General features: G+C 66.3%; 13 protein-coding genes. 5 read left to right on the forward strand and 8 right to left on the reverse strand.

The window, feature by feature from the left end; genetic code table 11:
* Positions 1–260 precede the first annotated feature (260 nt).
* Both GJG85_RS28035 and GJG85_RS28040 read right to left on the reverse strand, forming a co-directional pair.
* Entirely contained in the window at positions 261–1580 is a 1320-nt protein-coding gene (locus tag GJG85_RS28035) for an EAL domain-containing protein (RefSeq protein WP_050017856.1), read from the reverse strand.
* A gap of 298 nt (positions 1581–1878) precedes the next feature.
* Entirely contained in the window at positions 1879–3321 is a 1443-nt protein-coding gene (locus GJG85_RS28040) for an efflux transporter outer membrane subunit (RefSeq protein WP_050017857.1), read from the reverse strand.
* Between the two features lie 92 nt (positions 3322–3413).
* Between GJG85_RS28040 and GJG85_RS28045 the strand changes: the two genes are divergently transcribed.
* On the forward strand, positions 3414–4466 hold the full coding sequence (locus GJG85_RS28045) for an RNA-guided endonuclease TnpB family protein (protein WP_089489091.1): 1053 nt from the start codon (positions 3414–3416) through the stop codon (positions 4464–4466).
* Between the two features lie 35 nt (positions 4467–4501).
* On the opposite strand, the gene GJG85_RS28050 is transcribed toward GJG85_RS28045, so the two are convergent.
* The 4 genes from GJG85_RS28050 to GJG85_RS28065 form a co-directional block, all read right to left on the reverse strand.
* A complete protein-coding gene (locus GJG85_RS28050; RefSeq protein WP_050017859.1) occupies positions 4502–6076 on the reverse strand; it encodes a DHA2 family efflux MFS transporter permease subunit in 1575 nt (524 codons plus the stop codon).
* A 13-nt stretch (positions 6077–6089) separates the two neighbouring features.
* Positions 6090–7184, reverse strand: coding sequence for an HlyD family secretion protein (locus GJG85_RS28055; protein ID WP_204384115.1), 1095 nt, complete (start codon positions 7182–7184; stop codon positions 6090–6092).
* Between the two features lie 64 nt (positions 7185–7248).
* Positions 7249–7680, reverse strand: a complete 432-nt coding sequence (locus tag GJG85_RS28060) for a MarR family winged helix-turn-helix transcriptional regulator (protein WP_011548253.1) — start codon at positions 7678–7680, stop codon at positions 7249–7251.
* Between the two features lie 105 nt (positions 7681–7785).
* Positions 7786–8706 (reverse strand): LysR family transcriptional regulator, encoded by a 921-nt coding sequence (locus tag GJG85_RS28065; protein ID WP_050017861.1) that lies wholly within the window; start codon positions 8704–8706, stop codon positions 7786–7788.
* A gap of 90 nt (positions 8707–8796) precedes the next feature.
* Between GJG85_RS28065 and GJG85_RS28070 the strand changes: the two genes are divergently transcribed.
* The 3 genes from GJG85_RS28070 to GJG85_RS28080 all read left to right on the forward strand — a co-directional run bounded on the left by GJG85_RS28070 (position 8797) and on the right by GJG85_RS28080 (position 11119).
* Positions 8797–9225 (forward strand): MarR family winged helix-turn-helix transcriptional regulator, encoded by a 429-nt coding sequence (locus GJG85_RS28070; RefSeq protein WP_050017862.1) that lies wholly within the window; start codon positions 8797–8799, stop codon positions 9223–9225.
* 204 nt (positions 9226–9429) lie between these two features.
* Positions 9430–10677, forward strand: a complete 1248-nt coding sequence (locus GJG85_RS28075) for an aconitase X (protein WP_050017863.1) — start codon at positions 9430–9432, stop codon at positions 10675–10677.
* Positions 10670–11119 carry a DUF126 domain-containing protein gene (locus GJG85_RS28080; RefSeq protein ID WP_204384116.1) on the forward strand — a complete coding sequence of 150 codons (450 nt, stop codon included), beginning with the start codon at positions 10670–10672 and terminating at the stop codon, positions 11117–11119. Before GJG85_RS28075 ends, GJG85_RS28080 begins: the two co-directional genes overlap by 8 nt.
* 13 nt (positions 11120–11132) lie before the next feature.
* On the opposite strand, the gene GJG85_RS28085 is transcribed toward GJG85_RS28080, so the two are convergent.
* Positions 11133–12215 (reverse strand): AraC family transcriptional regulator, encoded by a 1083-nt coding sequence (locus GJG85_RS28085; RefSeq protein WP_050017865.1) that lies wholly within the window; start codon positions 12213–12215, stop codon positions 11133–11135.
* 75 nt (positions 12216–12290) lie between these two features.
* Here GJG85_RS28085 and GJG85_RS28090 point away from each other — a divergent pair, with 75 nt between their 5' ends.
* A complete protein-coding gene (locus GJG85_RS28090; RefSeq protein ID WP_050017866.1) occupies positions 12291–14324 on the forward strand; it encodes an NADPH-dependent 2,4-dienoyl-CoA reductase in 2034 nt (677 codons plus the stop codon).
* Between the two features lie 195 nt (positions 14325–14519).
* On the opposite strand, the gene GJG85_RS28095 is transcribed toward GJG85_RS28090, so the two are convergent.
* Entirely contained in the window at positions 14520–14924 is a 405-nt protein-coding gene (locus tag GJG85_RS28095) for a DUF2471 family protein (RefSeq protein WP_050017867.1), read from the reverse strand.
* Positions 14925–15018: the final 94 nt, after the last annotated feature.

Genomic DNA, 15018 nt, shown 5'->3' on the forward strand with positions numbered 1-15018 from the left:
CGCCGGCCGGCAAGGCATGATCTTGCTCGCCTCGACGGGTTGCGCACGCATCGAACTCGCCCACGCGGAATCGATGCCCGGTTGTCCGGCGAAACCGCACGCCGGCGCATCGCCCTCGCACGGGCCGCCGCCCTGAGTTAACGGCAGATTCGGTCAAGAGTTGAGTGCGATGACCCCATTCGGGCCGTACGTCGGCAAGTCGAGCGGCTGCGGGCTGGGCGAGATTGGCGGCGCGGCCGTCGCGCCGCCCATTGCAAGGCTTACTGAGGGCGGTATGCGGGTAGCCCGCGCACCTGATCGTCGTACCACGTGGTGGCAGCGAGCCAGAGCGTGGTCAGGTCGTTCGGGGTGAAGATCGGCAATGTGTTGCACGCTGCGCGGATGACGTCGAAGTCCCCCGATTCCGCTGCCTCGCTGGCGTTCAGGAGCCAACCCAGCTCGCCATGCCGTTCGAGCAGTGCCCGCCGGATATCGGCGTGAATCGGCGTCGTCGTGACGACGTCCTCGATCGTGCTGCCGAACAGCACATGAACGAGTGAGAACACGCCCGCAATGAACGCGGTAGCGGCGAACCGGTCATCGTCGGGCCGCAGCCGGCCCGCGGCCAGTTCCATGAATCGCGCCCGCGCGCCGCATAGCTGCGCCAGCGGATCGGAGCGCAACGCGTCCAGGCGCTCATCGGCAAACAGGAGCAACTGGGTCCAGCGCGTAATTTGCCGCGTGCCGACCAGCATGATCGCCTCGCGCAGTGACGAAACGGGCCGGCTGAGCCCCACCGCGCTTGAATTGAGCAGCATCAGAAGGGGAATGACGAGGTTCGGAATGCGTTTGAGTTCGGCTTCGAGTTCAACGATCTCCGGTTCGCCGCCCAGAAGCACGAGCAGGCGCAGCAGCGCGTCGCGCGATGGCGTGACGCGCCGCGAGGTCAGCACCTGCGGTTTCGCGAAGTAGTAGCCTTGAAACAGTTCGAAGCCCGCTTGCATGGCGGAGGCATGGTCCTCCGGCGTTTCGATTTTCTCGGCGACCGACATCTTCCCGTGCTGCTTGACGGTGCCGATCAGTTCGGCAAGGTGCTCGCGCGGACATTCGAGAAAATCGATCTTGACGATATCGACGTAAGGGAGAAATTCGAACAGGCGGGGGGAAACCTCGGAAACATCGTCCAGCGCGAGCCGATAGCCCGCGCGCCGCAGTTCGCTACAGCGCTTGCAGAGCGCGTCGTCGAACGTCACCGTTTCGAGGATTTCGAGTATGAAGCGTTCATGTGGCAACAACCAGACGATGTCGGACATCAGCACCGTTCGATCGATGTTCACATAGCCCGTGCGATCGCCCAGTGCGGCGGTGAGGCCGATATCCCCGATGAGTCTTCCGATGACCTGCGCGGTGGCGGCAGCGTCATCCGTGATGTGGGCGCGATTGGCTGTCCCCGAGCGGAACAATAGTTCGAATGCGATCAACGCTCCGCTGCGGTCCAGAATCGGTTGCCGCCCGAGGTAGACGTATTCCGGTGCGGCGGCTTTGCCGCCCGACTCCGGTTGATCGCCGGCGGGGCGGGGCGACGGTGCGCTCGTATTCAATCTTGAACGTTCCCTTTGAGTTGAGGTCTCGCGGACGCCAGGCGGGCATCCGTCGCATCCGGGGAGTTCGTTGTGCCGATGACTGACGCCCTCGCCGGCTTCTTCAACGTTCACGAAGATGCGCGCGGCCCTTCCGGGTCGGCGCCGACCCTCGCGGTTTGCTCCACCTGTCAGTTTACTCGCGGCACGGGTGGCCGGCTAGAAGTTGTCCCATTCCCCCGCCGGGGGGCGGATGCGTGTCGGAGGAGCCGCAGTGGGGTGCGTGTCCGGGCGGCTGACTTCGCATTGCGTGAGCCGCCTAGTTTTTCGCCACAGCGTCCGTTTCCGTCTGCGGCCCACCCGCCGCATCATTCCGGCTCCACCCACCCCCAAGCGACCGATACAACGCCACCGCCGCCAGCGCATGCTCGCGCTTGACCTGATTCAGCGAATCCGAATCGCGCAGATACACCTCCTGCGCCGACAGCACGTCCAGAAAGTCCGTCGCGCCACCCTTGTAAAGCTGATTCGCCAACCCGAGCGCTTTATCGGAAGCCGCCAATGCACTATCGAGCCGCCGCGTCGCCTCATCGGAACTGACGAGATTCGCGCGTGCATCCTCGACTTCCCGCAGCGCTTGCAGCATCGTCTGCCGTAACCCGAGTTCCGACTCCCGCATCCGGCTTTCGCTCTGCGAGATATCGGCGGTAATCCGTCCCGCGTTGAAGATCGGGCTCGTCGCACTCAACGCCGCGCTGAACAGGTTATCGGTCAACGTCGGCAACCCGAGATACGAAGCGGCGAGAATCCCGTCCGTCAGGTTCAACGAAAACTTCGGATACCGTTCGGCCTTCGCCACGCCCACTTGCGCCGCACGCCGCTCGACTTGAGCATAAGCAGTCAGCACATCGGGCCGTCGCAGCAACGCTTGCGAAGGCAACGTTCCCGGCGCGCCGACCGGCGGCGCGGGAATCTCTCCGGCCTGCGCCAGCACGAGCCGATCGACCGATTCCGGTGTCCGCCCCGAATACACGGCGATCAGATTCAGCTGATGCGAGATCTGCGCCTGCGTCGGCGGAATCCCGGCTTCGAGCGCATCGAGCTGGTTCTGTGCGCGCGTGACGTCGAGTTCCGTCGACAGCCCGAACGCCTGTCGCTTGCGCGTGAGTTCGAGCGCATGCTGCCGGATCTTCGCGTTGTCCTGCAGGATCTTCAATTCCTGCTGCGCCCAGCGCAGATCGACATACGCGGATGCCGCATCGGCAGCGAGCGCGAGGCGCATCGCATCTTCCGCATGCTTCTGCCCGACCAACTCCGCTTGAGCGGCGAGCAGATCGAGCCGTTCGCCGCCGAACACATCGGGCGACCAGCTGAGCGCGAGCCCCGCGCCGGCCTGCCGCACATAACCGAGCGGCGGCGGCGTGTTCTGCCGTGCGTCGGCCGCATGCGCGGTCGCGTCGAGTTCGGGCAGCAACACCGCGCGCTTCTGCACGGTCAGCGCCTGCGCCTGCTTCACGCGTTCGGCGGCGGCCTGCAGATCGAGATTGCCGTCGAGCACGGTCGCGATCAGCCGGTCGAGCACGGGGTCGTGGAATTGCGCCCACCAGGCGGCGGCGTCGATGTCCGCGCGCGGCACGTCGGTGTCCCATGCGGTAGGCGCGAGCGTCTGAACGGAATCGTTCAGCGCCGGATGCTGCGCGGGCTGCACCGCACACCCGGCGGCGAATGCGCTGACGGCCAGCGCGACGAGTAGCTTCTTCATCAGAATTTGCTCCGAGAAATCCCGCCATTGATGGCGGGAAGGAAAGAATTGCTGTTGACAGGCTGCTTCTTCCACGGGTTAGGATCACCGGCATGATCCTTGTCTACCGCTACCGGGTGAAGTCGCTCAACGGACTGCTCAACAAGCAGAGCCGTGCGGTGAACTACGTCTGGAACTTCTGCAACGACACGCAGAAGCACGCGCTCAAGTGGGGCAAGAAGTGGCCTACAGGATTCGACCTGAACGTGCTGACCACCGGCAGCAGCAAGGAACTCGGTATTCACTCCGGCACGGTCAACGCGACGTGCGAGCAATATGCGAAGTCGCGCAGCCAGCGCCGTCGGCCCTACCTGCGCTATCGCGGCAGGAAATCGCTGGGCTGGGTGCCGCTGAAGGGGCGTGACCTGAAGCGCGAGGGCGACGCGTTCCGTTTCGCCGGCAACACCTTCCGCGTGTTCAATAGCCGCCCGCTTCCCGAAGGCAAGATCAAGGACGGGGCCAACTTTGCGCAGGATGCACGCGGCAACTGGTTCTTGAACATAGCGATCGAGATGCCGGATGTTCAGGCTCGCCCGATCCGTTCCGGTGTGGGCATCGATCTCGGCCTGAAAGACTTCGCCACACTTTCGACCGGCGAGAAACTGCCCAATGACCAATTCGGTCGACGAGCGGCGGAAAAGCTGGCGAAAGCGCAACGGGCGCGAAAGCACAAGCGACATATCGCGAAGCTGCACGCCAAGATCGCGAATGCCCGAGCCGATTTCCAGCACAAGCTCGTGCTCGAGTTGGTGTGGCGCTTCGATTACATCGCGGTCGGCAACGTGTCGGCTGTCAAACTCGCCAGAACCAGGATGGCGAAGAGCGTCTACGACGCATCCTGGTCGTCCTTCCGAAACAAGCTCCGTTACAAGGCGATCGCGCACGGGGCCACGTTCGAGGAAGTCGACGAAAGCGGTTCCACCCAGTCCTGTTCGGCGTGCGGGTCGAAAGACAGCACGACGCGGCCGAAAGGTATCGCGGGACTGCGAATAAGAGAGTGGGCCTGCAGTGACTGTGGTGTCGAGCATGATCGAGATACCAACGCTGCGCTGAACATTCTCCGATGCGGACGTGCATCGCCAGATGTGGGAATCCTCCGCGCTTAGGCGGAGGAGGACGTCAAGATGATGATCCGTGGGCCTCAGTGCGCGTCCGGCGGCGGCGCGTTCAACGTAATGGGTTTGGAAAACACGACGGCAAGCAACGCGACGACGAAGCACAGCGACAGCGCGTAGTACGCATCCGCATAGGTCAGCGTCAGCGCTTCGCGATAGATCAGACGATGCAGGTTCGCGAGCCCGGCCTGCGCGGTATTCAGCGTATTGCCGGCCACCGATCCCCAGTACGCGGCCTGGCGATCGAGCAGCGACGCGACTTGCGGTTCGCCGGCGCTCACGTGCTCGTTCAGCCGCAGGTAATGAAAATTCAGCCGGTCGTTGAGCATCGTCGCGCTTACCGCGATACCGATCGCCCCGCCGAGGTTGCGCATCAGGTTGAACAGCCCGCTCGCCGATTTCAGCCGCGACTGCGGCAGCGAGCCGAGCGCCATCGTCACGATCGGCGGCACGCTGAACTGCTGGCCGATACCGCGCAGCGCCTGCGGCAGCAGCAGTTCCCGCCAGCCCCAGTCGTGCGTGATCGGCGTGTACAGGTAGCAGCCGAGGCCGAAGCAGATCAGCCCGAACACGAGCAGCGCACGCATGCTGACGTAGCGCGCGGCGAACGCATACGCGCACAGCGCGATCAACTGGAACGCACCGACCGACAGCAGCGCGATACCGATCTGCAGCGAGCTGAACGCTCGCACCTGCGCGAGAAACAGCGGCGTGAGGAACACGGTCACGAAAATCCCGATGCCGGTCACGAACGACAGCAGGCTGCCGATCCCGAAATTGCGCACGGCGAGCGCGCGCAGGTCGACGATCGGATCTTTCGCGGTCAGCGCGTGCACGATGAACAGGAAGCCGCAGATGCCGGAGATCCACGCGCAGATCACGATCGCATCGTCGCCGAACCAGTTCTTGCGCGGGCCTTCCTCGAGCACGTATTCGAGGCAGCCGAGGAAGCCCGACATCAGCACGATGCCGAGATAGTCGCCGCGTTTGATGAGGCTGAGATCGGGCGCGTCGATGTGCACGTAGCGCGGCACGAGCGCAGCCACCGCGATGCCCGGCACGAGGTTCAGGTAGAACAGCCAGTGCCACGACCATTGGTCGGTGATCCAGCCGCCGATCACGGGGCCGATCGCAGGTGCGAGCGACGCGAGCGCGCCGATGGTCGTCGACGCGATCAGCCGCTGCCTGCCGGGGAACAGCACGAACGCGGTGGTGAACACGGTCGGGATCATCGCGGCGCCGAGCGCGCCCTGCAGGCCGCGAAACAGGATCATCGAGTTGATGTCCCACGCGAGCCCGCACAGCATGCTGGTGATCGTGAAACCGACGGCGGATGCGACGAACAGCCAGCGCGTCGACATCACCTTCGACAGCCAGCCCGACATCGGGATCACGATGATCTCGGCGATCAGGTACGCGGTCTGCACCCACGACAATTCGTCCTGGCTCGCGGACAGCCCGCCGCCGATGTCGCGCAGCGACGACGCGACGATCTGGATGTCGAGCGTCGCCATGAAGAAGCCGACGCACATCAGCGCGAACGCGAACACGCGCTGCCTGGTCGGTTGCGACGCGGGGTCGCCGGAAAACGCGGTGGTCATCGTCGGCTCCCGCTCAGTGCTGGTGGTCGGTATGCACGGTCACGACCGCGGAGAGCCCGGGGCGCAGCACGTGCTCGATGCCCGGCTGCGGATCGAGATGCACGCGCACGGGCACGCGCTGGACGATCTTCGTGAAGTTGCCGGTCGCGTTCTCGGGCGGCAGCACGCTGAAGGTCGCGCCGGTCGCGGGGGCGAGGCTGTCGACGCGGCCATGCAGGCGCGTGCTCGACGCATCGAGCGCGACGTCGACGCGGTCGCCCGCGCGCATCTTGCGAAGCTGGTCTTCCTTGAAGTTCGCGTCGATCCACAGCCCGGAGGCCGGCACGACGGTCAGCAGCGGCACGCCGACGTTCGCGAGCATCCCGACGCGGCCCGTGCGGTTGCCGACGTAGCCGTCGACCGGTGAACGGATCGTCGTGTATTCGACGTTGAGCGCCGCGACGCGCTGCGCGGCGAGCGCGGTGTTTACACGAGCCCGCGCATCGGCGAGCTGCGCGCCGAGCACGTCGAGCTGGCGCTTCGACGCGAGCAGCGCGGCGTCGCTGCGTTCGACGGCCGCGCCGGCCTTCGAATAATCGGCGTCCGCGCGCTCGACGATCTGGTTCGATACGGCGTCCGACTTCACGAGCTCGCGGTAGCGCACGCGGTCCGATGCGGCGCGCGTCAGTTCGGCGGACGACGCGTTCTTGTCCGCCGCGTGCTGGCCGATCACCGCGAATTGCAGTTGCTGCTTCGCTTCGAGTTCGGTCACGGCGGAGCGCGCGCTGTCGACTTCGGCGCCGGCCTGCGCGAGCTTCGCGTCGTAGTCGCGCGCATCGAGCTGCACGAGCACGTCGCCGGCCTTCACGCGCTGGTTGTCGGTCACGAGGATCTTGTCGACGAAGCCGTTGACCTTCGGCGCGAGCACCGTCACGTCGCCGCCGACATACGCGTCGTCGGTGCTTTCCTGAAAGCGCAGCACGAACAGCCAGTCGAGCGCGGCGGCCGCGACCACGACGACGACGGCGCCCACCGCGATGCGCATCCACGGCACGCGGCGTCGTTGCTTCGCGGGCCGCTCGGTTGTGGCTGCTTCGCGTGACGAGGCAGCGGCTTGGGTCGTATCCATCGATTCACCTATGTATATGCACTAATCAAAGCGATCGACGACGTGGTGCCGATCGGGAAAAGGGTTAGCGTTCCGGCAGGTTGTGCGTGATCCGGAACAATTCGTCTCTGAGGCGGGCCGCCTGCGTCGACCCGAAGCACCGCTCGAACGCTTCCTGTGCGGCGAGCCAGTGCACGTGCGCGTCGGCGACCTTCGTTTCGCCGTGTGCGGTCAGTGCAAACGTCTGACCACGACATGGCGGCTCGATCCGCCCCGTCACCAGCGCCGCGCCGACGAGCGGCTTGAGCGCGCGCAGCAGCGCGGTGCGTTCGATCACCAGCACGTTCGACAGCGTCGCCATCGTCAGGCCGGGCCGCTCGCGCAGCAGCGCGAGGATGCTGTATTGCGACGGCGTCACGCCCGCTCGCGACAGGTAACGCTCGTAGAACTGCGAGATCCGCCGGGCGGCTTGCCGGACCGCGAAGCAATCGTCATCGGTGAGCGTGGTCTTGTGCATGTGCACATGTTAGGGGGCGGGACGGCGTGAAGCGAGCGGCGGGACAGGATCAGATTGGTGTCGTGGCTGTACCAATCGGCGTCGGAACGGCGCGCTCGCGCCCGGTCACGCCGCCGCGGGAACGATCCAGCCTTCGCGGTCGCAGTACGCGGCCGTGTAGTCGATGAACGCCTTTACCTTCGCGGGCAGCAGCGCGCGGTTCGCGTACGCGAGCTTGATTTCGACGAACGCATCGACGAGATCGGCGTCTTCCAGCAGCTGCACGAGCGCGCCCGACGCGAGTTGGGCCTCGACGAGCGTTTTCGGGACGACGCCGATGCCGAAGTCGTGCATCACCATTTCGCGGTTGAAGACGGGGCTGTTCGACGAGATGTCGAAGCGGAACGGCACGGTGAGCATGTTGCCGTCGACACGGAACGACAGCGCCGGCCGGCGCAGCGACGGCGAGATCGGCACGAACGGATGATTGGCGAGGTCGGCCGGCGTCTCGGGGCGCGCATGCGCTTGCAGATATGCAGGCGTCGCGACGATCACGACCGGAATGCGCTCGACCAGCCGCACGACGGTCGATTCGCTCGTCAGCATGTACGGCACGACGATGCCGATGTCGTAGCCTTCGCCGACCAGATCGACCGGGCGCTCGGTCAGCGTGACGTCGAGGCGCACGTTCGGATGCGCGCGCTTGAAGCCGGCGATCAGCGGCACGAGCCGGTTCAGCGCGGCCGTCGTATGTGCGACGAGGCGCAGCAGGCCCTCGGGCTCGCGCGTGTGCGTCTGCGCTTCCACTTCGAGCGCGTCGAGTTCGTCGAGCACGGCCGCGCACCGCTCATAGATGCGCTCGGCCGTTTCGGTCAGCGACACCTGGCGCGTGGTCCGGTGCAGCAGCCGGCTGCCGAAACGCGCCTCCAGATCCGCGACCGCGCGCGAGACGACCGGCCGCGCGAGGCCGTGCATGTCGGCGGCGCGCGTGAAGCTGCGCATCTCCACCACCGACCGGAAGATGCGCAGCTTGTCGATGTAGTCCATGTCCGTCTCCTTGACGCGATGGCCGGCCCCGGCCATGTTACGGCGGAGTGTACATTGACTTTATGCATATGCACATATAGATTCGACGACATGAACGACATTCCGATTTCCGAGGCGTGCAACTGCCTCGCGCTGCGTCAGGCGGCGCGCTTCGTCACGCAACTGTACGAGCGCCATCTGGCCCCGGTTGGCGTCACGCCCGCCCAGTTCTCGATCATGGTGAACCTCAAACGCCGGCCCGGCCTGCTGATGAGCGAACTCGCCGATGCGCTCGTGATGGATCGCACGACCTTGCTGCGTGCGCTGAAGCCGTTGCAGCGCGACGGTTTCGTCGCGACGGCGGCATCCGAGCACGATGCGCGTGCGCATGCGCTCCATCTCACGAAGCTCGGCGAGCGCACGTTCGCGCGGGCGTTGGTCGCGTGGCAGGCCGCGCAGGACGAATTCGACACCCAGTTCGGCCGCGATCGCGCGAAGGCGTTGCGCGCAGAGCTGTTCAGCCTGACGGCGGAACGTTAGGCGAGGGGCGGGCGGGTCGGTGTGGCGGTCAACTGGTGCGGAACGCAAGCCATTGGCCGCCGCCGAAGCTTCCGGTTGTGAAAATTGGTTTTTATGCTGCCCGGTTTTGTTCCAATCTGGACAGTTTTTGTTTCCAGTTGTAGAGTCCTCTGACGGAATTCACGAGCCGGCGCGGCCGCCGGCACGCGTCACGAGGAGCAACCGATGCTGCAGTTGAGTGACCGCGACGACGCAATGTTGCGCGGGGATTTCGGGCACGGCGTCGCCCGCGCGATGCGGATCGTCGCGCGCACCGCGCAAGTGATGTCCGCGCCGCACCTGATCGACATTACGTCGGCCCATATCGACGGCTGTCTGTATCACGGCCAGACGAGCCTCGACTTCGTCGACTATTTCGTCGACACGGGCGCGAAGGTCGCGGTGCCGACCACGTTGAACGTCGGCTCGCTCGACCTGATCCATCCCGAGCTGTACCACGGCGACCGCACGATCCAGCGCGATGCGCAGCGCCTGATGGACGCGCACTTGCTGCTCGGCTGCGAATCGAGCTTCACGTGCGCGCCGTATCAACTGAAGCATCGTCCCGCGCTGGGCGAGCAGATCGCGTGGGCCGAATCGAATGCGATCGTGTTCGCGAACTCTGTGCTCGGCGCGCGCACGAGCCGCTACGGCGATTTTCTGGACCTGGCCGCCGCGATCACCGGGCGTGCGCCGTATGCGGGGCTGCATGTCGATGCGAACCGCGCCGCGCGAATCGTGTTCAACGCGCCGGATTTCACCGGCCTGCCGTCGCGCGACATCTATTTCGCCGCGCTCGGTCTGGCGGTCGGCAAGATCGCGGGCGCGGTCGTGCCGGCGATCGTCGGGCTGCCGGCCGACACCACCGAGGACGAACTCAAGGCGCTCGGCGCGGCCGCCGCGTCGAGCGGGGCCGTCGCGCTGTTCCATGCGGTCGGCGTGACGCCCGAGGCGCCGACGCTCGACGCCGCGTTGCACGGGCGCGCAGCGCTTCGCACGATCGACATCACGATGGCCGATCTCGACGAGATTCGCCGCACGCTGAATCACGGCGCGGCCGGCGACGCGCTGGTCGCGGTCGCGCTCGGTACACCGCATTTCTCGCTGGCCGAATTCCGCACGCTCGACACGTTGCTCGACGCGTTCGACGGCAAGCCGGCCTGCGATTTCTACGTGAACACGAGCCGCTTCATTCTGTGGGAGCTGGAGCAAGCCGGCCTCGCGGAGAAATTCGCCGCGCGCGGCGTGCAGATCGTCGTCGATACCTGCACGTACATCACGCCGGTGATGAAGCGGTTGTCGGGGCTGGTGATGACTAACTCGGGGAAATGGGCGTCGTATGCGCCCGCGAACATCGGCGTGACGGTCGCGTACGGCAGCATGCGCGAATGCGTGCGGTCCGCGTACGAAGGCAAGGTGCGATTCGATGACTGAAGCGACGGACACATTCTTGACGGGCGACACGCTCGTGCCGGGCAGCGCGTGCGCGCGTCCGTTCGTGCTCGACAAGCCGCTCAGCTTCTGGGGCGGCTACGACTCGGGCGCGGGCAGGATCGTCGATCGCGGGCATCCGCAGGCCGGCGCGAGCCTCGCCGGCAAGGTGATGGTGATGCCGCACGCGAAGGGATCGAGTTCGAGCAGCAGCGTGCTCGCGGAAGCGGTGCGCAACGGCACGGGGCCGGTCGGGATCGTGCTGAAGGAGCGCGACCTGATCATCTCGATCGGCGCGATCGTGGCAGCGGAGCTGTATGCGATCGCGGTGCCGGTGGTGTGCGTGAGCGATGACGCGTACGACGCGATCGTCGCCGCAACGGGTGACGTGCGGATCGACGCGGGCGAGGGGGACGGCGGCGCGCGGATTTATATCGGGCGCTGATACGTCGCGCACGTCATTCGCGTCCCGTCCCCGCAGCCGCTTCCCGAAACGCGCTCGGCGTCTGCCCGGCCCAGCGCCGGAACGCGCGCGTGAAATTCGCCGGGTCGGTGAATTGCAGCCGTTCGGCGATCGTTTTCAGGTCGAGATCCGACGCGGTAAGCAACTGCTTTGCATCGCGAAACCGCGCTTCATCGAGTAACTGCCGATAGCTCGACCCGGCTTCCTCCAGCCGGCGTCGCAGCGTGCGCGTCGACACGAGCAGCGCATCGGCGAGCGTATCCGGCCCCGGATAATCGCCGGCGGCGCGCGCCAGTTCCGCGCGAACGCGCTCGACCAGATCGCCTTCCTCCTGCCGCACCTGCGCATATTCGCGCTCGACCTGCACGAGCGCCTGCCGGTGCGCGACTTCGTCGGCGAGCGGCAGCGGCCAGTCGAGCACGTCGGGCGCAATCCACAGCGCATTGGCCGCGCAGCCGAATGCCACCGGCGGCAACTGGTCGCGATAGCGCGCGAAATACGCGGGCTCCGGCCACGCGAATTGCAGCCTGATCGGCGGTGACGTGCGCCCGGACCATTGCGAGATGTTCTGCGCGAGCCCCGTCAGCACGAATTCGAACATCACGTGATGCTGCAGCACGGGGTTTGCCTGCACGCCGTGCAGTTCGAGCGTCGCGCCACGCTCGTCTTCCGCATAGGTCAGCCGGTACTGGCGATTGCGCATCCGGAAGTAGCGCTGCGTGACGAACAGCGCGTCGCGGATGTCCCGCGCGGTCAGCGTCGCGTAGCCGAGAAAGCCGTGCACGGTCGGTTTCAGCAGCAGCCCGAACGCGAGCCCGATGCCCGGATCGCCGCCGATTTCGATCGCGTTGAGCACGAGCCGCCCCCATTGCGACGGCGCGACGCGCGCGTCCGGTTCGGCCAGCACCGCGTCGCGCAGGCCGGTGCCGGCGCGCACGGCGGCGAGATCGACGCCGCGAGCGGCCAGCGCCTGCAGCAGCAGGCGCGTATAGGCGACCGGAATCGTTGGCCGGCGCAGCCCGAGGCGATCCTTGCGAGACGGGGAAGTCATGTCGATTTGGCCGGAAATGACAAGCATTATGGCTGTTTGCCCCCTCACGTTCAAGGCGGCGCACGCCTACGATGGCAGGCATCGCTTCTTGCCCGAATCATCATGACGACACCCTTTCCCCATCTGCTCACACCGCTCGATCTCGGTTTCACGACGCTGAAGAATCGCGTGCTGATGGGCTCGATGCACACCGGCCTCGAGGACAGCCGCAAGACGCTGCCGCGCCTCGCCGAATATTTCGCCGAGCGCGCGCGCGGCGGGGTCGGCCTGATCGTGACGGGCGGCTTCGCGCCGAACGTGGCCGGCTGGACCAAGCCGTTCGGCGGCACGCTGATGACGTCGGCCGCCGCGCGCCGACATCGCGAGATCACGGGCGCCGTGCATGCGGAGGACGGCAAGATCGCGCTGCAGATCCTGCATACGGGCCGGTACGGTTACCACCCGTTCGCGGTCGCGCCGTCGAAGATCAAGTCGCCGATTTCGCCGTTCGCGCCGCATGAGCTGAGCGCGCGCGGCGTGGAGCGACAGATCCGTGCGTTCGTGCGCTGCGCGACGCTCGCCCGCGAAGCCGGTTACGACGGCGTAGAGATCATGGGCTCCGAGGGCTACCTGATCAACCAGTTCATCTCGATGCATACGAACAAGCGCAGCGACCAGTGGGGCGGGTCGTACGAGAACCGCATCCGCTTGCCGATCGAGATCATCGAGCGCACGCGCGAAGCGGTCGGCCGCGACTTCATCCTGATCTACCGGCTGTCGATGCTCGACCTGATTCCGGACGGCAGCGACTGGAGCGAAACCGTGCAGCTCGCGAAGGCGGTCGAGCGCGCGGGCGCGACGATCATCAACACGGGGATCGGCTGGCACGAGGCGCGCGTGCCGACGATCGCGACGTCGGTGCCGCGCGGCGCGTTCGCGTGGGTGACGAAGAAGATGAAGGGCGAGGTCGGCATCCCGCTCGTGACGACCAACCGGATCAACCGGCCCGAAGTGGCCGAGCAGATTCTCGCGGACGGTTGCGCGGACATGGTGTCGATGGCGCGCCCGCTGCTCGCGGATGCCGAGTTCGTCGTCAAGGCCGCGCAGGGGCGGGCCGACGAGATCAACACCTGCATCGGCTGCAACCAGGCGTGCCTCGATCACGCGTTCAAGAACAAGATTGCGTCGTGCCTGCTGAATCCGCGCGCGTGCCACGAGACGGAGCTGAAATACACGCCCGCACCGCAGCCGAAGCGGATCGCGGTGGTCGGCGCGGGGCCGGCCGGCCTCGCGTGCTCGACCGTGCTCGCGCAGCGCGGCCATCAGGTCGACCTGTTCGACGGCGCCGCGGAAATCGGCGGCCAGTTCAACATGGCGAAGCGGATTCCGGGCAAGGAGGAGTTTCACGAAGCGTTGAGCTACTTCGGCCGGCAGGTCGAGTTGACCGGCGTGAAGCTGCACCTGAACCGTCGCGCCGACGCGAGCGACCTGATCGCGGGCGGCTACGACGAGATCGTGCTCGCAACCGGCGTCGCGCCGCGCGACCCGAAGATTCCGGGGCAGGACGGGCCGAACGTGCTCAGCTATATCGACGTGCTCGCGGGCAAACAGCCGGTCGGGCGGCGGGTCGCGGTGGTGGGTGCGGGCGGGATCGGCTTCGATGTCGCCGAGTATCTGGTGCAGGACGGTGAATCGCCGGCACTCGATCTGGACGAATGGAAGGTCGAGTGGGGCGTGACCGACCCTGCCGCGACGCGCGGCGGCGTGACGCGTGCGCAGGTGTCGGCGCCGGCGCGGGAAGTGACGCTGTTGCAGCGCAAGGCCGCGCCGCTCGGCAAGGGGCTCGGCAAGACGACCGGCTGGATTCACCGTGCGACGCTGAAGATGAAGCAGGTGAAGATGATCGGCGGCGTGAACTACGAGCGGATCGACGCGCGCGGGCTGCATGTGTCGTACGGCGAGCAGCGCACCGATCACGAACTGATCGAAGTCGATACGATCGTGCTCTGCACGGGGCAGGAGCCGCAGCGCGCGTTGCTCGCGCCGCTGCAGGCGGCCGGTCGCTCGGTGCACCTGATCGGCGGCGCGGAACTGGCCGCCGAACTCGACGCGAAGCGCGCGATCGATCAGGGGGCGCGGCTCGCGGCGCGGTTGTAACCGGCGGGCGCTGCGATGGTCGTTCGGACGGTCGTCGCGTCGCGATGATCGGCTGAAGCGACGGTTCGCGGCTTGCCGCAGGATGCGCCGATTCGCGGCGCAAAATCATAACGAGCCACAGGGCCGACCGCGCCACCACCCAACGTGGCGGCGCGAGCCCCGCAGGCCGTGCCCGCGGCGATCGGCCAGCGAGCGTCAGGCTGCCTCGGCCCGTTCTTCCTCTTCCGCTTCGAGCATCGCCTTGACGATCAGGTAGACGGCCGGCAGGTCGTCGTCGTCGCGGCGCCAGTCGACCGGCTCCTCGACGTCCGCGGCGACCAGCCGGCTGTCGCGCAGCCGGATGAACGCGTCGACGACGGTCGGATCGTTGCGGTTCAGGAACCCGGGATTCGAGAACGCCAGCTCTTCGACGTTCAGCAGCGCCTGCCAGCTCATCGTGCGGACGGCCGCCGGATGCGTGCGGCGGCGCAGGCCGAGCGCTCGCTGCGCGGGGCCGCCGACGACACGCTGCAGATCGACGACCGCACGCTGCGCTGCGCGCTCGAAGTGGACGGGATTGAAGCCGGGTTGCTCGGGATCGAATGCGGATGACTGGAACATGGTCGCCTCACTAAAGACCGTCTCGGGATGACGGAATTCGGGTCAAATGACGCAGAAACACTGTAAATATATACAGTGATTGGTGGACTTTCAA

Source organism: Burkholderia sp. MS389 (assembly GCF_016899425.1).
Lineage (GTDB): Bacteria > Pseudomonadota > Gammaproteobacteria > Burkholderiales > Burkholderiaceae > Burkholderia > Burkholderia sola.